The organism is Pseudomonas sp. RA_15y_Pfl1_P11 (assembly GCF_963970975.1).
In the GTDB taxonomy this organism is placed as follows: Bacteria; Pseudomonadota; Gammaproteobacteria; order Pseudomonadales; family Pseudomonadaceae; genus Aquipseudomonas; species Aquipseudomonas tritici.
Map to the genome: position 1 here is coordinate 51,972 of NZ_CAXAOY010000026.1, position 18,164 is coordinate 70,135.

Genomic DNA, 18,164 nt, shown 5'->3' on the forward strand with positions numbered 1-18,164 from the left:
AGGTGGTCGTCTTCACTGCAGGCCGGAAAGGCCAAGGGCGGGGTCGATTCCATCGAGTGCAACGGCCAGAGCCTTGGCCTTGTCGGCGATCTGCTTGCGCTGATCGGCGGTCACGCTGTCGTAGCGGCGGTACTGGCCGTCGACTTTCAACTCATTGAGTTCGCTGTCGAACGCCGCGAGGGCGCTGTCGACTTTTGGTAACAGGTCGGCGGCGGACTTGCTCAGCAGCGGGCGCATCAGCTCGACGACCTTGTGGGCGGCTTGCAGGTTGGCGGCAAAACCATTCAGGTCGACGTGGCTGTAGCGCTCTTCTTCACCGCTGATGGCGCGCACATCGGCCAGGCCATTGAGGTTGCGCACCACGATGCTCACCAGTTGCTCGGGCGGCAGGGACTGGGCCAGCAGTTGTTGCTTCAGTGTCGTGACGTCGGTTACCAGGCGCTGCGCAATCGGCGCCAGGCCGTCGAGGCTGCGTTGTTGGAATAGGCTGTATTCCAGGCGGTGGAAGCCGCTGAAGGCCGGATCCCGTTCGCGTTTCTCAAAGTAGTCGGCGCGGGCGTTGATCGCGTTGTCCAACTCCGCCAGGCGTTGCGCCGCCGGGGCCAGTCGCTGGTAAGCCTCGCGCGCCGGTAGGTAAAGCGCTTGGGCTTGCGCCAGGTCACCCGCATCGATGGCTTTCTGTAAGGCAGTCACCGCCTTGACCAATGCGCTGCCTTGGCTGCTCAGATACACGCGGAACTCCGACAATGGGCCGATAAACGCCACCATCGACGGCTTGGCTCTGGCCTGGGCGTCGGATTCGGCGGTGGGCGTTACGTGCAAGGTGCCGCGCGGGTTGCTCAGCAGGCCGCACGTAATCGCGTAGTCGCCGGGCAACAGGTTGGCGTTGATCACCTGGCTTAGACCGGGGGCGATGTTCTCGCGCTCTTCGACCACCAGCACGCCGTCGAGGATTTCCCATTCCACGGCACGCTCGGAGCGGTTGATGATGCGAAAACTCGCGCGGCCAGCGGGTACAGTCAGTTCATTCGGTTCGCAGGCATGGCCGTGGATGGTCACGGCAATTTCATTGTGGTTGACCTGGCGCTTGCTGGCCGCCAGTTGCGAGGCGTAATAGAACAGGCCACCGGCGGCGATCATCACGACCACCGAGCCCGCCACGGCCCAACGCAAGGCGCGGGGTGGCAGAGCCGGTTGAGGAGTTGGGTTGGACAAGAGGCGGTCCTTAGTGGGTGGAAACGGAAGAAGGAGTGGCGGCAGGTTTGGGCGGTGAGGCGGGCAGGAAGAACATCACCAGCGCCACCACCAGGTAAGTCAGGTAAGCACCGAGGGTGCTGACGGTGGGGGCTTCCTGATAGCCGAACATGCCGGCCAGTACCGAACCCAGCGGGCTGTCCATCGGCAAAGCAGTGCTGAAGTCGAACAGCACGGTTTGCAGGTGGTTCCACACGCCCGCTTCGTGCAGGGCTTGCACCGAGTTGGCGAGGATGCCGGCGGCGACGACAAGGATGAACAGGCCGGTCCAGCGGAAAAACGCGCCGAGGTTCAGGCGCATACTGCCGGTGTAAATCAGGAAGCCGACAATGATCGCCAGGATCAGGCCGAGCAGGGCGCCCATCGGCGCGCCCGGGCCTTCGCTCTGCTGGAACACCGCCAGCAGGAAGAACACGGTTTCCAGGCCTTCACGGGCCACCGCGAAAAACACCATCAGGATCAGCGCGGTCACCTGATGTTTGGAACCGGCCAACGCGTGATCCAGGGAGGCGTGCAGGGAATGCTTGATGGAGCGCGCCACTTTGCGCATCCAGAACACCATGGAACTGAGGATGCCCACGGCGACCAGGCCGACGATGCCTTCGAACAGTTCCTGCTGTTTCTGCGGGAACTCGGCGCTGACCAGCTCAAGGCCACCACCGACCAGCAGGGCCAGCGCAGCGGCGAGGAATACACCGATCCACACGGCGGGCATCCACTGGCCACGGCCGGTCTGTTGCAGGTAGCTGGCGATGATGCCAACGATCAATGCGGCTTCAATGCCTTCGCGCAGCATGATGAGAAAAGGAACGAGCATTTGGCACCGCAGTAGAACTAGATAGGGTGCTAAGTTGTAGCATAATGATACTCATTGCTAAACAAGAAATATTGACTTTAGCTGAACAGGGCCTGAACGGTGGTGGCAAATCGCGACCCACTTTATGATGCATGCCATTATTTGCCGTACAACCGGATGCCCGATCGCTCATGTCGGAAAAAGACACCATCTCCATCCACCTCGTGCGCGAAGCTTTGTTGCAGAGCTGCGTGCCCGGGACGGCCAGTGCCGAAGTGCTGCATAAAGCCGGTATCGATCCGGCACTGTTAAGCGAGCCCACCGCACGCGTCTCTGCCACGACCTACGCGCGCCTGTGGCGCCTGCTGGCGCGGCGCAGGGATGACGAGTTCTTCGGCATGGACCCACGCAAGCTCAAGTCCGGCAGCCTGGCGTTCCTGTGCCGCGCCGCGATAGCGCAGCCGACCCTCGCCACCAGCCTGGAAACCGGCCTGGGGTTTCTGTCACTGGTGCTGGAGCGAATGCCCGCGCAACTGGTGCGTCAACAAAGCCTGGCGGAGATCGTGCTGCTGGAACCGGAGCCCGAACCCAACAGGGCCTTCACCTACTTTACGTATTGGATGATTGTGCATGGCGTAGCCTGTTGGCTGGCGGGACGTCGGATTCCAATTCTCGCGATTGAACTGCGCTGCTCAAAACCGGACTTCTGCGATGATTACCAGGTGATGTTCTCCGACAACCTGCGCTTCGACCGGCCGCGCACCCGCATGATCTTCTCCGCCGACTACTTGGACCTGCCGATCAAGCGCAGCGCGGAAGAGCTCAAACGTTTCCTGGCCCATGCGCCGGCCAATATTCTGGTCAAGTACCGCGACCCCGACAGCCTCGCTACCCACATCAAACACGACCTGCGCCAAATGCCTCCCGAGACCTGGCCGGAAACCGAAGGCCTCGCCGCCAGCCTGTGCATCTCCGCTTCCACACTGCGCCGCCGCCTGGCGGAAGAGGGGCAGACTTATCAGGGCCTCAAGGACAGCGTGCGTAAGGAGTTGGCGATTGTCTGGCTGGCCGAACCGCAGATCAGCTTTGCCGAGATCGCCGAGCGGTTGGGGTTTGCTGATACCAGTTCGTTCTACAAGGCTTTTCGTAAGTGGGCGGGGTCGAATCCGGGGCATTACCGAAGTTTGATTTTGAATGAAGTCGCGCGGTGTTAGTTCTGGTGTAAGGCGGCAAGAAATAACTTCTCTTATCTTTCATTAGCGTCTGAAGAGCTTTCCCGCAACTTTTTAGGATGTGGCCGGCATATCTCATCTGATAGTTCGTGCACAGTGGTTGGCATGGTTCTCGCCGATGCTTTCGCTGATTCCTACTTGGAGTTTCGCGATATTAAACGCTCGGTGTAAACAATCCTCCCTCCGGCTGTGAGGAATGCCTAGGCATAACTAAAAACCTGCAGTTGCTTTGCTGCATGCGTCGCATGTTGAGATCTTGATTATTAATTCATGAAGGTGGATTTATGAAAAGTCTTATTGCATTGCCATTTGCATTATTGATGGGGTTGTCGTTTCAGGCGTCGGCCTTGTGCTTAAACGTTTCTGAAAGTTATAGCGGTATCATAGAGGGTAAGACGGAACTGACTGCGCATGGCCCTTTTACGATTACACCTGCCAACGGCTGTTCCGGAGCTAGCATTGATGCCTTTGTTTCTCCGGGTGGTGCGGGGAGTGCCCCTCGAATTCTAATTGAGCGAGAGTTGGGAGGGAGCTGGCAGTCGGTGTCGACTAGCATAGGAAATAGTGTTTCTCACGTCGGCAGTTTCGGAACGTATCGAGTGAGGTTGGACAATCCTGAAGCAATATCAAAGTCTTATTCAGGTAGTGTCAGGTACGGGCGTTAATACGCTTGCAGGTAGCGCGCTGAAGGTATCATCAGCGCGCTGCTTTCTGAGTGTTTTGATCATGCGTGATCATCTATAGATAAGGTACTGGCTGTGGAGCTTCCTAGGTAGGCCAGGGCATTGATTGCTTGGTTGGCACTAACCATTCGGTGAGTAATATACGCAATATGCTCCGGCTTCGAATAGCGATCAGTTTTGAAATACGCCATGTTATCTTCCAGTTTCTCGTTAAATAAAGCGATCGCATTGAATTTAACGTCCATTTTCGTTTGGCGGCCATTTGCATCTGATGCGCCGTCTCCCGATATGAACATCATGAACGTATTGTCATCGATGAGTCCGTTATCGTAAAGTTTGCTGCCCACTTCTTTAAGTTCGTTGGTGCTGATAGAAGTCAGGTCATAGCTTTTTAAAAAGATTTTTAGGTCGTTAATTTTTTCTGAATTTTTTAGCTTCAGCGTCTCCGCCGCTTTGGACTCTTCCGTCAGCGTAAACGCATTCGTCACCATGGTTGGGTTTCTGACCACACGAGCATCAGTTTGCTTCGATAACGTGGTCGCTGTGTTCGTAACGAGCATGCCCATAACAATCTCCTGTCTGTATTAAGAATTACACCCCCGTTATCGACGTACTAGAGTCCAACATTAGCTTTTGAAGAAATTTCAGAACCCTCTGACAGATAAGGCTGACTAATGTGCAGGCAACTTCCTAACTATCATCCCTGTAAAACACCCGACCAAAAAAAGCCCCGTGACCGAATGGACCACGGGGCTAAAAATTGGCTGGATGCGACCAACCAAAGGAGCTCTTTACTTCACTTGGCGGTGGCAACAACCGTGTCTGGCTGCCAGCCACCACCGAGTGCTTTGTAGATCGCTACAATCCCGCGATACAAATCCACTTCGGCCTGGGCCTGGGAGTCTTCGGCCGCCAGACGCTCACGTTGCGCGTCAAGCAGCACCAGGAAGTCCACGGTGCCTTCGCGGTAGCGGATCGCAGCCAGGTCGGCGGCGGCGCGGCTGGATTCGCTTTGGCGGATCAGCGAGACCAGGCGTTGCTGACGCTTGCCGTAATCACTGAAGGCGTTTTCGGATTCTTCCAGGGCCAACAGCACTTGCTGCTCGTAGTTCGCCAGCGCGCCATCAGCCTCGGCATCCGCACCGCGCAAACGGGCGCGTACGCTGCCCAGGTCAAAGGCGGCCCAGGTGATGCTAGGGCCGAGGGCCCAGGCATTCGCAGCGGACGAGCCGATCTGCGAACCGCGCCCGGCGGTAAAGCCGAGGAAGCCGCTGAGGCTGACCCGTGGGAACAAATCGGCCTTGGCCACACCGATACGCGCAGTGGCGGCGGCCAGTTTGCGTTCGGCACTGAGAATGTCCGGGCGACGTTGCAGCAGTTGCCCCGGGTCGCCAATCGGCAATGCCTTGGCAATCGCTGGCAGGTCTTTAGGACTCAGGTCCACCGTCAGCTTGTCAGGACGCTGACCGAGGAGGGTGGCGATGCGGTTACGCTCGCGCACTTGCTCGGCCTGCAGTTGCGGCACGCTGGCTTCAACCGCCGCGAGGCGTGCGTCGGCACGTTCCACATCCAACTGATCACCCACGCCGGCATCGCGCAGGCTTTCGGTGATGGTGCGCGATTCCTGCTGGTTCTTCAGGTTGTCCAGGGCAATGCGTTCACGCAGTTGCGCGCCGCGCAGTTGACCGTAGGCATCCACCAGTTCGGCAATCATAGTGACTTGCAGTTGGTACAAGTCAGCCTCGGCGGCTTGCTGGTCGGCGTCGGTGGCTTCCAGGTTGCGCTGTATGCGGCCGAACAGGTCCAGTTCCCAAGCCATGTCCAGGCCGAGGTCGTAACGCTCGGTCTTGACGCGCCGGGTGGTCTGGCCCGGAATCTGGCCTTTGCCCTGGTCACTGCTGACGCGGCTGGTGATGGTCGGCATGGCGTCATTGCTGGCGTCATCGCGGATGGCGCGGGCGGCCCGCAGACGGGCAAAGGCGACGCGCAAATCGCGGTTGCCCTGCAGCGACTGAGTCACCAACTGGTTGAGGGTCGGGTCCTCGAACTGCTGCCACCAGATGCCTTCGAACTTGGCGTGGTCATACTTCTTGGCATCGGCGGCGGCCGTGACATTGGCCGCCTCCGGGGTCTGGGTTTTGTAGTCCGGGCCTACGGCACAGGCGCTCAGCGCCAGCACCAACAAGCTCGGCAAGAATACTTTCACACTCATTGCTGTGTCTCCAGCTTCAAGGCCTTGGCCGCTTTGCGCGCTTGCTGGCGCTCCACATAGCGACGGATCAGTACGTAGAACACTGGCGTCAGCAACAGACCGAAGAAGGTCACACCGATCATCCCGGAGAACACCGCCACGCCCATCGCATGGCGCATCTCGGCACCGGCACCGCTGGACAACACCAGGGGCACCACACCCATGATGAAGGCGAACGAGGTCATCAGGATCGGCCGCAGACGCAGACGGCAGGCTTCCAGTACCGCAGCCAGTGGGTCGAGGCCTTCTGCCTGTTTATCCTTGGCGAACTCAACGATCAGAATCGCGTTCTTACACGCCAGGCCCACCAATACGATCAGTCCGATCTGGGTGAAAATGTTGTTGTCGCCGCCCGAGATGATCACCCCGGTAATCGCCGACAGCAGCGTCATCGGAACGATCAGGATCACCGCCAGCGGCAGGCTCCAGCTTTCGTATTGGGCGGCGAGTACCAGGAACGCCAGCAGTACGCAGAGCGGGAACACGAACAGCGCGGTATTGCCCGAGAGAATTTGCTGATACGTCAGGTCGGTCCACTCGTAGGTCATGCCGTTGGGCAGTTCGTCTTTCAGCAGTTTTTCAATCGCAGCTTCTGCCTGGCCCGAGCTGTAGCCCGGTGCAGCGTTGCCGTTGATTTCAGCCGTGATAAAGCCGTTGTAGTGCATCACGCGGTCCGGGCCCGAGGTGTCGCTGACCTTGATGAAGGTCGCCAACGGGATCATCTGGCCTTTGTTGTTGCGCACTTTCAGTTGGCCGATCTGGTCTTCATCGAGGCGGAACTGTTGCTCAGCCTGCACGTTGACCTGGTAGGTGCGACCGAAGCGGTTGAAGTCGTTGGCATACAACGAACCCAGGTAGATCTGCAGGGTGTCGAAGATGTCGCTGATCGCCACGCCGTGAGTCTTGGCCTTTTCACGGTCGATAGCCGCATCGACCTGAGGCACGTTGACCGTGTAGCTGGTGAACAGGCCGAACAGCTCCGGCGTGTTACGGCTCTTGGTGATGATGTTCTGCACTTCTTTGTACAGCTCGTCGTAACCCAGGTTGCCACGGTCTTCGATCTGCAGGCGGAAGCCACCAATCGTACCCAGGCCCTGTACCGGCGGCGGTGGGAAGATCGCCATGTAGGCTTCCTGGATGTCGCTGTATTTACCGTTCAACGCGCCGGCAATCGCACCGGCGGACATGCTCGGGTCTTTACGTTCGTCGAACGGTTTCAAGGTCACGAACACGATGCCGCTGTTCGGGCTGTTGGTGAAACCGTTGATCGATAAGCCCGGGAAGGCTACGGCAGCTTCCACACCCGGTTGTTTCAGCGCGATGTCAGACATGCGCTTGATCACGTCTTCAGTGCGGTCCAGGCTCGCGGCGTCCGGCAATTGGGCGAAGGCCACCAGGTATTGCTTGTCCTGGGCCGGTACGAAACCGGTCGGGGTGTGGGCAAAGCCGAACCAGGTCAGCACCATCAAGCCGGCATACAGGAACAGCGCGATACCGCTACCGCGAATCACCCGGCGTACGGTGCCGACGTAGCCGTGGCTGGCTTTTTCAAAGAAGCGGTTGAACGGTTTGAACAACCAGCCACCAAACAGCTTGTCGAGCATCTTGGAGAAACGATCCTTCGGCGCGTCATGGCTGCGCAGCAACACGGCGGCCAGGGCAGGGGACAAGGTCAGCGAGTTGAACGCCGAGATCACTGTCGAAATCGCGATGGTCAAGGCGAACTGTTTGTAGAACTGCCCGGTCAAGCCGCTGATAAAGGCAGCCGGAATGAACACCGCACACAGCACCAGCGCCGTCGCGATGATCGGGCCGGTCACTTCGCTCATGGCCTTTTCGGTCGCCGGGAACGGTTCCAGGCCCAGCTCGATATTCCGTTCGACGTTCTCCACCACCACGATGGCGTCGTCCACCACGATACCGATGGCCAGTACCAGGCCGAACAGCGACAACGCGTTGAGCGAGAAGCCAAACAGGTGCATCACCGCAAACGTACCGATCAACGAAACCGGCACCGCCACCAAAGGAATGATCGAGGCGCGCCAGGTCTGCAGGAACAGGATCACCACCAAAACAACCAGAATCAGCGCTTCGAACAGGGTGTGCACCACCGCTTCGATGGAGCCGCGCACAAAGATGGTCGGATCATAGACGATGCTGTAGTCCATCCCTTGCGGGAAGTTCTTTTTCAGCTCATCCATCTTGCCGCGCACTTCGTTGGAAATCTCGATGGCGTTGGAGCCAGGGCGCTGGAAGATCGGGATCGCCACCGCCGGCTGGTTGTTGAGCAACGAGCGCAGGGCGTATTGGCTGGAACCCAGCTCGATCCGTGCGATGTCTTTGAGGCGGGTGATTTCACCGTTGTCGCCTGAGCGAATCACGATGTTCTCGAACTCTTCCTCGGTCACCAGGCGACCTTGGGTGTTCACCGACAACTGGAATGCAGTGGTCGACGGCGCGGGTTGCGCACCCAGGGCACCGGCAGCCACTTGACGGTTCTGCTCACGGATCGCGGTCACCACATCGGTGGCGGTCAGGTTGCGCGAAGCGGTCTTGTTCGGGTCCAGCCATACCCGCAGGGAGTAGTCACCCATGCCGAACAGCTGCACGTCACCGACACCGCCCAGACGCGCCAGCTCATCCTTCACATTGAGCAACGCATAGTTGGACAGGTAGAGCATGTCGTAGCGCTGATCCGGGGAGGTCAAGTGCACCACCATGGTCAGGTCGGGGGAGGCCTTGTCCACGGTAATACCGATGCGCGTCACTTCCTCTGGCAGTTTCGGCTGAGTCCGCGTCACACGGTTTTGCACCTGCACCTGCGCGTTGTCCAGGTCGGTACCCAAGGCGAAGGTGATGGTCAGGGTCAGCTTGCCGTCGGCGGTCGACTGCGAGGACATGTACAGCATGTTCTCGACGCCGGTGATCGCCTGCTCCAGCGGAGCGGCCACGGTTTCGCCGATGACCTTGGGGTTGGCGCCCGGGAAGTTGGCGCGTACCACCACAGTCGGCGGCACCACTTCCGGGTATTCGCTGATCGGCAATTGGAACAGCGAGATCGCCCCGGCGATCAGGATCAACAGCGAGAGCACTGCTGCGAAGATCGGCCGCGAAATGAAGAACTTGGAAAAATTCATCTTGAGTCGTATCCCTTAACCGCGTGGAGTCGCGCTGGCAAGTTTGGGCGAGGCTTTATCCGGCGCCACTTGTTCCAGGTTGCTGGCTTCAAGCGCTTGTCGTTGTTTGGCCAAGGCGGCGAGGGTTTCCTGGCTGGCCATCGGAATGGTTTGCGGGGCCACTGGCGACCCTGGGCGCACGCGCTGCAGGCCCTTGACGATAATGGTGTCGTCCTTGTTCAGGCCGCTGCGCACGATGCGCAAACCTTCGATCTTCGGCCCCAGCTCCACCGAACGATAGGCCGGCTTGTCGCCTTCCATCACCAGCACGAATTTCTTGCCCAGGTCGGTGCCGACGGCTTCGTCGGTGATCAACACGGCAGAGTAGGTGCCGCTGCCGACCAATTTCAGGCGTGCATACAGGCCAGGGGTGTATTCGCCCTTGCTGTTATCGAACACAGCGCGACCACGGATGGTACCGGTGGCCGGATTGACCTGGTTGTCGATGAAGTTCATCTTGCCCAAGTGCGGGTTGCCGGTTTCGTTGGACAGGCCCAGGTACACCGGCGTGGTTGCACCACGGCGGCCTTGGCGAGCCAGTTCGGTGTACTTGAGGAACACACGCTCATCGGCGTCGAAGTAGGCGTAGACCTTGTCGGTGGAGACCACACTGGTCAGCGCGGTGGTGTCGGCGGTCACCAGGTTGCCGGCAGTGATTTCGGCACGGCTGACGCGGCCGCTGATCGGCGAGGTCACACGGGTAAAGCTCAGGTTCAGCTTGGCCAGGTCCAACTGCGCCTGGATCCCGGCAACGGCCGCGCGGGCTTCCTGGGCAGCGGTGGTGCGCGAGTCGGCCAGTTCGGCGGAAATCGCATTGCTCTGGCGCAGGCGCTCGCCACGTTGCGCTTCGTTATCGCTGCGGGAGGCGGCGGCGCGGGTTTGTTGCAACTGGGCTTCAAGGCGGCGCACTTCAGCCTGGAACGGACGCGGGTCGATCTGGAACAGCAAGTCGCCTTTCTTGACCAAGGCGCCTTCGGTGAAAGCGACTTGGTCAATCTGGCCAGAGACCCGTGGACGAATCTGCACGGTTTCCGGGGCTTCCAGGCGACCGGTGAATTCATCCCACTCGTTGACCGGTTGTTCCAGCACCTTCGCCACGCTGACTTTGGCAGCAGGCATGGCGGCCGCTTGTTCCGGGGTCTTGCCGCACGCGCTCATCACCACTACGGCCAAAATCGCCAAGGGGAAGCGCAAATGTTTGAGTGACTGTTCCATGAAGTGCATCCGCCAATGTATTTGAGATGGGCGGATCATGCGCGGCGATGTGCTATGTCACGAATCGAATGAAGCAAAGGTAACTATCATTCGGAATGATATAAGCGCGAGTTTAGCCCTCTAGCCTGGGGCTTTCGTTAGGGAGCTATCAATGGGCGTGATGACAAAGGTCTTTTACGGGAACCGCAAGGAAGGTTGAGGGGGAGGGTGAAACAGTCGAGGTAATAAGCGACTGACGACATCAGCCATTTATCTGAAGCAGCCAAGTCCGTGCCAGCACTCTTTATGAAGGAGTTCACCGCATGACAACGCCTGCTACTGTGCTCATCACCGGCGCCATCCCTTGCTTCGTCTGTTCGACAGCGCACGCAGTGGTTCTATATAGCTGTGTTTGAGTGGCCGACTTCAGGTGCTTGGCTGCAGCGCATCGAAGCCGGCGATCACATCGAAGAGTTCCTCGTCGATGCTGGCCTGGCGTAATTGATGGAAGCTGGTTTGCAGTTCTTGCAGCAACTCGCCGATGTTGCGGTCGGCGCGCTGCATGGCGGCGAGCCGGCTGGCGTTTTCACTGGCCAACGACTCAGCACTGGCGCGAAACAACGAAACAAACAGGTGCTCGCGGATAAAGGCTTGCAGCGCCGGCGCAGGGTTGCCCAACACTTCTGGCAGTTGCGCCGTGGGCCAGGCTTGAGTCGCCAACTCGCGCTGCCACGCGGCGTCTAACGGCAGTAGCCTCTGACTTACAGGGCTGTAGCCGGATTCGCCGGGGCGGTTATAGAACAGCAGCAGCGTGGCGCGTGGCATTGCACTCATCGCGGAGCCGTCAGGCAACTGAACCGTCAGCAGGATTTGCCCCACCAGTTGGGTGATCAGCTCCACTGACCCCGGCACCGCAAATGAACCTTCTAGCGTCACACCCGCATCAACCAGGCGCGCCTGTAGGCGCTCGCCGACTGCCCAGACTTTTACTGTCGTCTTGGCATCGGCGGCGGAGGGCAACCTCGCCAGCGCATGCTCAACCACCACCTCGTTAAACCGGCCCACCAGCCCCTGGTCGGAACCAAATACGATGGCGTGCACCACCGCGTCAGCGGCCGTTGTGTCGGCTACCTGGCGCTGTATGCCGTGCGGATCGACTGCACGCAGGCACACACTGAGCCCGAGCTCGACCGTACGGGCGTAGTCGGCCAGTGCCGCCACCGACTGCTCATACTGACCAATAGCTGACGCCGCTGAGGCCTTCATGGTACGCACCACGGACTTCAGATCCCCGGCGCTGCCTATCTGCCGGCGCAGTGCGGTGAGCGTGGTGGTCATGGGTTTGGCGTGTCTTTACTTACCGGCTCTGGCACGGCTGAGGTCTTATCGCGATGCTCGTTCAGCCGGCCGAGCGTGCTATCCAGCAGGTGCACCATCTTCTGCGCGGCGCCATGTACCGCTTGCTCCTGAGTGGCGGCGAACTCGGTCACGGCCACCGGCTGGCGCCCGTTGAGGCGGGCCTCAAGCATGCACAGCTGATCATGCTGGCCGTTCTTGTCTCCATTCTCGTCGCTGAGATGCGCTTCCACGCGGGTGATTTGTTCGCTAAAGCGCTGCAGCGCCTGCTCAAGCGTGGCGCTGATGTGCGCGGACAGTGCTGCGCTGCCGTCGATGTGATTGCCGGTATTGATCTGGATATTCATGGGGTTTCCTCGATTGCAGTCTTGGCGCCGGGGGCGGCGTCGTCGGTGCTGGAAAAGGCGGAAAGCGCCTGACGGGCCGCGGCGCTCACCTGCTCACGGTCGGCGTCGGTCAATTTTTCGATACCGCTCAGGCGCGTGCGCAGCTCATCGGGCAAGGCATTGGCGGCTACCTCAACCGCTTGTTGGGCCGCTGGCATGCGTTCGACCGGTACCGCGTTAAACATCGCGCTATTTAATGCCAGAAGAATGGCGATCTGTGCGGGCACCGATACCGGTGAGAATTCGGCTTGTACCAAGCAGGCACGTATGCGTTTGCCGTGCTCGATGGATTGCCGTGTGTCTTGATCCAGCCGAGCGCCGAAGCGGGCAAAGGTTTCCAGCTCCTCGAACTGCGCGTAAGCCAGCTTGAGGTCGCCGGCCACTGCGCGATAGGCCGCGCGCTGTGCCTTGCCACCCACTCGCGAGACCGATTGGCCCACGTCGATGGCTGGCAGCACGCCCAGCTCAAACAGCGACGGCGATAAGACGATCTGCCCGTCGGTGATGGAAATCAAGTTGGTCGGGATATAGGCCGAGATGTTCTGCGCCTCGGTCTCGATGATCGGCAGCGCGGTCATCGAACCGCCACCGCGCGCCTCGTTGAGGCGGGTGGCACGTTCGAGCATGCGCGAGTGGATATAGAAGATATCCCCCGGAAATGCCTCACGCCCGGGCGGGCGGCGCAACAGCAGTGACAGCTCGCGGTAAGCCCGCGCGTGATGGGTAAGGTCGTCGTACACGATCAGTACGTCATGGCCGGCCTCCATAAAGTGTTCGGCGATACTGGTGGCTGCGTACGGTGCAATGTAAGACAACCCCCGGCGCTTCGTTGCCTTCGGCCACCACGACCACGGTGTACGCCAATGCGCCTTTGGCGCGCAGAGTCGCCACGGCCTTAGCCACCGCTGAGGCGCGCTGGCCGATGGCGCAGTAAACGCAGAGCACATTTTTGTCGCGCTGATTGAAGATGGTATCCAGAGCAATGGCGGTCTTGCCGGTCTGGCGGTCGCCGAGGATCAATTCGCGCTGGCCACGCCCTATGGGAATCAGTGCGTCGAGCACCTTCAGCCCGGTCTGCAGGGGCTCGGTTACCCCCTCAATTGCATCCAGTAAAGCGGCACTATCGCGCACTGTTCGGCTGACGACGCCATGTACGGCAAGCCCAGCCCATACCTCGTCCACGGCCGGCCCCATTGAAACTCTGCCCCGGCTGGACTTAAGCCCGAATAGTCCGGCAGAGGCTGAAGGTACGCGGATAGAACCACCGCCATCGGTAGCATGCGCAGCAGGTACCAGTCCGGCGGCTACGGCAGCGGCCGAGCCGCCACTTGACCCACCAGCGCTGCGGCTCAGATCCCATGGGTTGCGAGTCGGCCCCGAAAATACGGCTTCAGTGGTGGTGCTGGCGGCCAATTCTGGAGTGGTGGTTCTGCCGATGGTAACCAGACCTGCCTGCCGCAAGCGGGTCATCAGGTTAGAGTCCTCGTCGGCGATGCACCCGGCTGCCAAGCGACTGCCCAGCTCATTTAGGTGCCCCTTGGCAGTAAGACCCAAGTCCTTGACCAGAAAGGGTACGCCCTTGAACGGCCCAGTAACTGCCTGGGGTTCATTCCCCCAAACCTCAACCAACGCATTGATCTTTGGATTGAGCTGCTCAATGGCGGAAAGTGCCGCGGCACTGACTTCGGCTTGAGTGACTTGACCGCTGGCGATCAGCTCAGCAAGACCCAGTGCATCGTATTCAGCGTATTCAGCGGTTCTCATCGCATTCTCCGAGCCATTTACCTGGCAAAAGCGGTATGATTTAGACTTTGCAGTATCGAGCGATACTGATCGGTATAGTAAGATACCTAAAAGTATCGCTGTCAAGCGGAGAACACCATGCGGCCCGAACGAATTCCACAGTTAGCCCCCAAAGAAAGGATTCTCGATGCAGCCGAGGAGCTGTTTTTCACTGAAGGCATCAGTCGGGTTACGGTGGATGCCATCGCGGCAAAGGCCAAATCGACCAAGATGACCGTCTACCGGCATTTCGATTCGAAAGACTCGCTGGTTCTTGAGTGGTTACGGTTGCTCGTCGATAAATATTCCGAGGTCTTCGAAGGGCTTTCGGCACAGCACGCCGGTGATCCCAAGGGGCAGATTCTCGGGTTTGCCCAGTTCATCGCGCATGACCTTTCGGCTGCGTCTTATAGGGGCTGTCCTTTCACCAATTCACTGGCGGAGATACCTGAGCCAGGAAATCCCGCCCGCCGACTCATCGAAGAACATAAAAAGCGTCAGTTCCTCCGGTTGGTGGTTCTCTGTGCCGAAGCTGATTTGCCCGAGCCGAACGAAGCGGCGATGGAACTCACTTACCTGATGGAGGGGGCTCAGGTTGTTTCGCAGAACAAAAGCATCGTGGGCGTCGGTGAAAACCTCATGAAGATGGTTCGGAAAAAAATCAACGGGTAGATCGAGAGGCAACTGACTGCTACCTATCTGCCACTCCGTACTGCAACCGAGTCCACTGATGCGGCAGCAACGCCATAATCTCACTTGCCCTCTGCGTCGGCAGCTGCGTGAGTACATCCTTCAGGTAAGCATATGGATCATGTCCATTGAGTCGTGCCGATTGGATCAGACTCATGATCGCCGCCGCGCGTTTACCGCTGCGTAACGATCCCGCGAACGCCAGTTCGAACGCCCAAGTGCCCACGGACGGATTTGGTTATCGCACCACTTATTGTCAATGGGTACAGCCCCATCATCGGTATCGCGCGTCAGCGCTATCCAGCGTTTGAGGCTGTAATCTAAGGCCTTAGCGATGGCCGATCCCTCAGGCACAGGCTGTCGCTGGGCGATCATCCAGGTATGAAGGGCATCGATGATTGGCACTGATTTTTCCTGCCGTATTCGCGGCCGTAGTTCCGGCTCTTGTTGGTCGCGTGCAAATCGAAGAACTTTCGGCGCGCATGGGCATGCCGAATTGCCCTAAAGGTAGCTCTGCTTTTTAATGGCATCGAAGCATGCTTTTCGAGAAGGGAAGTGTTGGAGCTGCTTGGACTGGGGGCATCCTTTTCAAACCACCCAATGCATGCCCTCAGATGTGCCCCAATTTAGCAAACCATTGGAAGTGAATGGCGCTCCATGGTGTGTGGAAAGGCAGAATGATCAGATGAACAGCCTGCCAGAGGATGCCTAGAGACGCTCAGGCCGACTTTCCAGAGAGACGATCCAAGACCCGCCAGCTCATGCAATACTCGACAACTTTGATGGTGGCCACGGACCGTGCACTGTGATCTCTGAGCTCAGCTTCGGAATCTGAGTGTGGTTGAAGGAGCCTCGCCAAAACGTCTTTTATATTCTTGGGCAAACCGCCCTAAATGGGCAAAGCCCCATTTGAATGCTATGTCGGTCACTGACGCGTCATGACGCTGACTGCTCAACTCAAGATGTACCTGCTCAAGACGCAGATTGCGCAGGTATGCCATGGGAGTGGTGTCGCAAAAATCCCGGAAGCCGGCAAATAATGTGCGAACGCTAACCCCCGCATGCTCGGCCAATTGCTCTATGCTCAGGGGTTCATTCGCATGTGCCCGCATATACTCCTCGGTCCTTTTGACGAAATAGGGTAAGAGCGCTTTTGGTTTACTCGCGCACTCCAGTTGTTCTTGCAGATTATTGGGTTGGCCATAGATCAATGCATTGATCAGAACCGACTCGAACTGCTTGAGCACCAAGGCGTGGTGGAGTGGATGTTCGTCCAATGTGATCGCGTCTGCCAGCAACGCGATCAACTGGAGGAAATAGCTTCCGCCTGGGGTGGTCAGATCGAGTTCTGGATGAAACTCCAGTGATCTGTCCATCACATGTCCAAGGTGTTGAGCGCAATGGTGCTCAACCTCGCTACGTTCGATTCGAAGTGCCAGTTGGGGCGCATTGGCATCCCAGCACATCGATAACGGCAGGTTCGGAGAAATCAAGGAGGCCTTGTTGGGGAAAGAGATGAAGTCGTGCCCGCCACAAATGATGCGCGCCTTTCCGCTGATGGGGACCTGAATCAAAAAGAAATCTTCAAGGCGACCGGGATCGATGTTTACCCGGGCGCCATATTCCAGGCGGTTCAGGGACATGCGCCCACGACTGACATGATGCATACGCGCGCTGATGCGGTCGGTTTCCTGGATACAGCGCAGTTCGTGTTTTTTGAAGACGCTGCTGACGCCGTCGCGAATGGCATCCAGGTCATTGAGAAGAAACAACTGATTTTTAGGGGTGAACAGCGAAGCTCTGTCAAAGAGACTGCCGCAACCCTCCAGAATGAGATTCAGGCTCATGGTCGCCTCACTTACATGCACGATTTCAAGGCATTGCGCACAATAGTGTTACCGAGGTTTTGCAGGATAAGGATAGTCGCTGCATTAACCGGATAACCCGTGGCATGTCCGTTTCTTTTTGTGCCCTCATCTGGGCTTTCTACCTACTAAAGCAATGGGCATGCCATAGGGCGTTCCGGTTGTTCGGGCTGTTCCTGAACATGATTTATTCGTTCCTAGAATCCCCCCGTGAATATTAGGTGTCCAACGTTATTTTTTTGGCTTTGTCGTGTTTTTTAAGGATGGGCAACCAGGGTTTACGAGTCAGTCGCGAAGTTCTGCTGCCTCGCCGAGTCTCGGTGCCGATCTGAAAATCCCGGTAGTCAAATCCGAAACCTTTCTGCATGCCGTGCACAGATTTAGCGCCCAGCGGATAGTCACTCTCGGGGGCAGATGTTCAATATCTTATCAACGCTTCTGAATTAACTGACGTGGGAGCGCCGTCCAGATCATTTTGGGGCGGCTGCTTCTGCAAACACTGCCGGGACTGTTTGAGCGCGCCGCCATCGTTTAGTGCTTCGCTTTCGCCCTTCAGATCCATTATTACGCTGAGCAGCGTATTCATTCGATTCATGTAGGAATCGACCACCTTTTTTCTTTTTTTCGTCGAACATATCGGGGAGGGAAGGCGACTCTCTGTGTAGTGGTCAACTGATCCCGGACACGACGTTAAGTTTTTTCTCGGCCTGAGCCGGTGGCAGCCCACCATTAAATTGGTGCGGTCGAATCCAGTTGTACCGGTGCATCAAAAAATGACTGATATCCCGCTGAGCTTGTTGAACCGTCGTGTAGCCCATGGTCGGTATCCACTCGGTTTTCAGGCTCCTGAACACCCGCTCCATCGGCGCGTTATCCCAACAATTTCCTCGCCGGCTCATGCTCTGACGCATGCGATATCGCCAAAGGCGCTGGCGAAAACTCCGGCTTCCATATTGCGAGCCCTGGTCGGAGTGGAACAGCAGACCTTGAGGCTTCCCTCGCTGCTCGTAAGCCATGTCCAAGGCCTTGATGACCAAGTCGGCATCCGGCTTTCCCGACAACGCCCAGCCCACAACACGGCGGGCAAAAAGATCTAGCACAACTGCCAGATACTGCCATTTCCCTTGAGCCCAGATGTAAGTGATATCGCCACACCAGACGTGGTCAGGAGCGGGCACATCAAACTCCCGGTTCAAGATATTAGGAATGTCGGGCCGCTCGACCGTCGCCTTTTTGTAAGCATGCGATCCCGGTTGTTTGCTGACCAACTCCAGCTCGCGCATCAGGCTGCGCACTTTGAATCGCCCGATCTGCTCGCCGTCGTCCTGCATCATGGCCATGATGCTACGGCTACCGGGAGCACTGCGGCCTCGGGTGAACAACTCGTTCACCCGACTGCGCAATCGAAGGCGTTCTACATCCGGTGTGCGGCGTCTCAGACGCCGAGCGTAGTAGCATGAGCGGGTCACTTCAAACACCTTGCACAGCCAATCAACCGG

General features: G+C 58.3%; 12 protein-coding genes and 2 pseudogenes. 2 read left to right on the plus strand and 12 right to left on the minus strand.

The window, feature by feature from the left end; genetic code table 11:
* Window positions 1-12: 12 nt before the first annotated feature.
* Window positions 13-1,215 (minus strand): iron uptake system protein EfeO, encoded by a 1,203-nt coding sequence (efeO, locus tag AACY44_RS25465; protein ID WP_339531305.1) that lies wholly within the window; start codon window positions 1,213-1,215, stop codon window positions 13-15.
* 10 nt (window positions 1,216-1,225) lie between these two features.
* Window positions 1,226-2,071 (minus strand): iron uptake transporter permease EfeU, encoded by an 846-nt coding sequence (gene efeU / locus AACY44_RS25470; protein ID WP_339437011.1) that lies wholly within the window; start codon window positions 2,069-2,071, stop codon window positions 1,226-1,228.
* 170 nt (window positions 2,072-2,241) lie between these two features.
* On the opposite strand from efeU, the gene AACY44_RS25475 reads away from it, so the two are divergent.
* A complete protein-coding gene (locus AACY44_RS25475) occupies window positions 2,242-3,264 on the plus strand; it encodes an AraC family transcriptional regulator (RefSeq protein ID WP_339437010.1) in 1,023 nt (340 codons plus the stop codon).
* A gap of 742 nt (window positions 3,265-4,006) precedes the next feature.
* On the opposite strand, the gene AACY44_RS25480 is transcribed toward AACY44_RS25475, so the two are convergent.
* The 7 genes and pseudogenes from AACY44_RS25480 to AACY44_RS27875 all read right to left on the minus strand — a co-directional run bounded on the left by AACY44_RS25480 (window position 4,007) and on the right by AACY44_RS27875 (window position 14,092).
* Window positions 4,007-4,531, minus strand: coding sequence for a hypothetical protein (locus tag AACY44_RS25480; protein WP_339428245.1), 525 nt, complete (start codon window positions 4,529-4,531; stop codon window positions 4,007-4,009).
* Between the two features lie 230 nt (window positions 4,532-4,761).
* The gene (locus AACY44_RS25485; RefSeq protein WP_339428246.1) at window positions 4,762-6,177 is read right to left on the minus strand and encodes a TolC family protein; all 1,416 of its coding nucleotides are present in this window, start codon (window positions 6,175-6,177) and stop codon (window positions 4,762-4,764) included.
* Complete coding sequence (locus AACY44_RS25490; RefSeq protein ID WP_339428247.1) at window positions 6,174-9,353, minus strand: efflux RND transporter permease subunit; 3,180 nt, start codon at window positions 9,351-9,353, stop codon at window positions 6,174-6,176. The genes AACY44_RS25485 and AACY44_RS25490 overlap by 4 nt, the downstream gene beginning before the upstream one ends.
* 15 nt (window positions 9,354-9,368) lie before the next feature.
* Entirely contained in the window at window positions 9,369-10,607 is a 1,239-nt protein-coding gene (gene mexE / locus AACY44_RS25495) for a multidrug efflux RND transporter periplasmic adaptor subunit MexE (protein WP_339428248.1), read from the minus strand.
* A gap of 405 nt (window positions 10,608-11,012) precedes the next feature.
* Window positions 11,013-11,924 (minus strand): F0F1 ATP synthase subunit gamma, encoded by a 912-nt coding sequence (locus tag AACY44_RS25500; RefSeq protein WP_339437009.1) that lies wholly within the window; start codon window positions 11,922-11,924, stop codon window positions 11,013-11,015.
* Window positions 11,921-12,289 (minus strand): HPF/RaiA family ribosome-associated protein, encoded by a 369-nt coding sequence (locus AACY44_RS25505; RefSeq protein ID WP_339437008.1) that lies wholly within the window; start codon window positions 12,287-12,289, stop codon window positions 11,921-11,923. Before AACY44_RS25505 ends, AACY44_RS25500 begins: the two co-directional genes overlap by 4 nt.
* Window positions 12,286-14,092: pseudogene (locus tag AACY44_RS27875) on the minus strand (F0F1 ATP synthase subunit alpha). Before AACY44_RS27875 ends, AACY44_RS25505 begins: the two are co-directional and overlap by 4 nt.
* Before the next feature lie 117 nt (window positions 14,093-14,209).
* Here AACY44_RS27875 and AACY44_RS25520 point away from each other — a divergent pair.
* On the plus strand, window positions 14,210-14,782 hold the full coding sequence (locus AACY44_RS25520) for a TetR/AcrR family transcriptional regulator (protein WP_339437005.1): 573 nt from the start codon (window positions 14,210-14,212) through the stop codon (window positions 14,780-14,782).
* A gap of 19 nt (window positions 14,783-14,801) precedes the next feature.
* On the opposite strand, the pseudogene AACY44_RS25525 reads toward AACY44_RS25520, so the two are convergent.
* The 3 genes and pseudogenes from AACY44_RS25525 to AACY44_RS25535 form a co-directional block, all read right to left on the minus strand.
* Window positions 14,802-15,288: pseudogene (locus tag AACY44_RS25525) on the minus strand (IS66 family transposase); the annotation flags it as partial.
* Window positions 15,289-15,618: 330 nt separating this feature from the next.
* Window positions 15,619-16,647 carry an AraC family transcriptional regulator gene (locus AACY44_RS25530; protein WP_339437004.1) on the minus strand — a complete coding sequence of 343 codons (1,029 nt, stop codon included), beginning with the start codon at window positions 16,645-16,647 and terminating at the stop codon, window positions 15,619-15,621.
* 686 nt (window positions 16,648-17,333) lie between these two features.
* The coding region (locus AACY44_RS25535; protein ID WP_339531310.1) for an IS3 family transposase at window positions 17,334-18,164 on the minus strand (831 nt) is incomplete at its 5' end.

Coding starts and splice junctions, on each gene's coding strand:
- efeU (WP_339437011.1), bottom strand. CDS start 2,071: ATGCTCGTTCCTTTTCTCATCATGCTGCGCGAAGGCATTGAAGCCGCA.
- AACY44_RS25475 (WP_339437010.1), top strand. CDS start 2,242: ATGTCGGAAAAAGACACCATCTCCATCCACCTCGTGCGCGAAGCTTTG.
- AACY44_RS25480 (WP_339428245.1), bottom strand. CDS start 4,531: ATGGGCATGCTCGTTACGAACACAGCGACCACGTTATCGAAGCAAACT.
- AACY44_RS25485 (WP_339428246.1), bottom strand. CDS start 6,177: ATGAGTGTGAAAGTATTCTTGCCGAGCTTGTTGGTGCTGGCGCTGAGC.
- AACY44_RS25490 (WP_339428247.1), bottom strand. CDS start 9,353: ATGAATTTTTCCAAGTTCTTCATTTCGCGGCCGATCTTCGCAGCAGTG.
- mexE (WP_339428248.1), bottom strand. CDS start 10,607: ATGGAACAGTCACTCAAACATTTGCGCTTCCCCTTGGCGATTTTGGCC.
- AACY44_RS25500 (WP_339437009.1), bottom strand. CDS start 11,924: ATGACCACCACGCTCACCGCACTGCGCCGGCAGATAGGCAGCGCCGGG.
- AACY44_RS25505 (WP_339437008.1), bottom strand. CDS start 12,289: ATGAATATCCAGATCAATACCGGCAATCACATCGACGGCAGCGCAGCA.
- AACY44_RS25520 (WP_339437005.1), top strand. CDS start 14,210: ATGCGGCCCGAACGAATTCCACAGTTAGCCCCCAAAGAAAGGATTCTC.
- AACY44_RS25530 (WP_339437004.1), bottom strand. CDS start 16,647: ATGAGCCTGAATCTCATTCTGGAGGGTTGCGGCAGTCTCTTTGACAGA.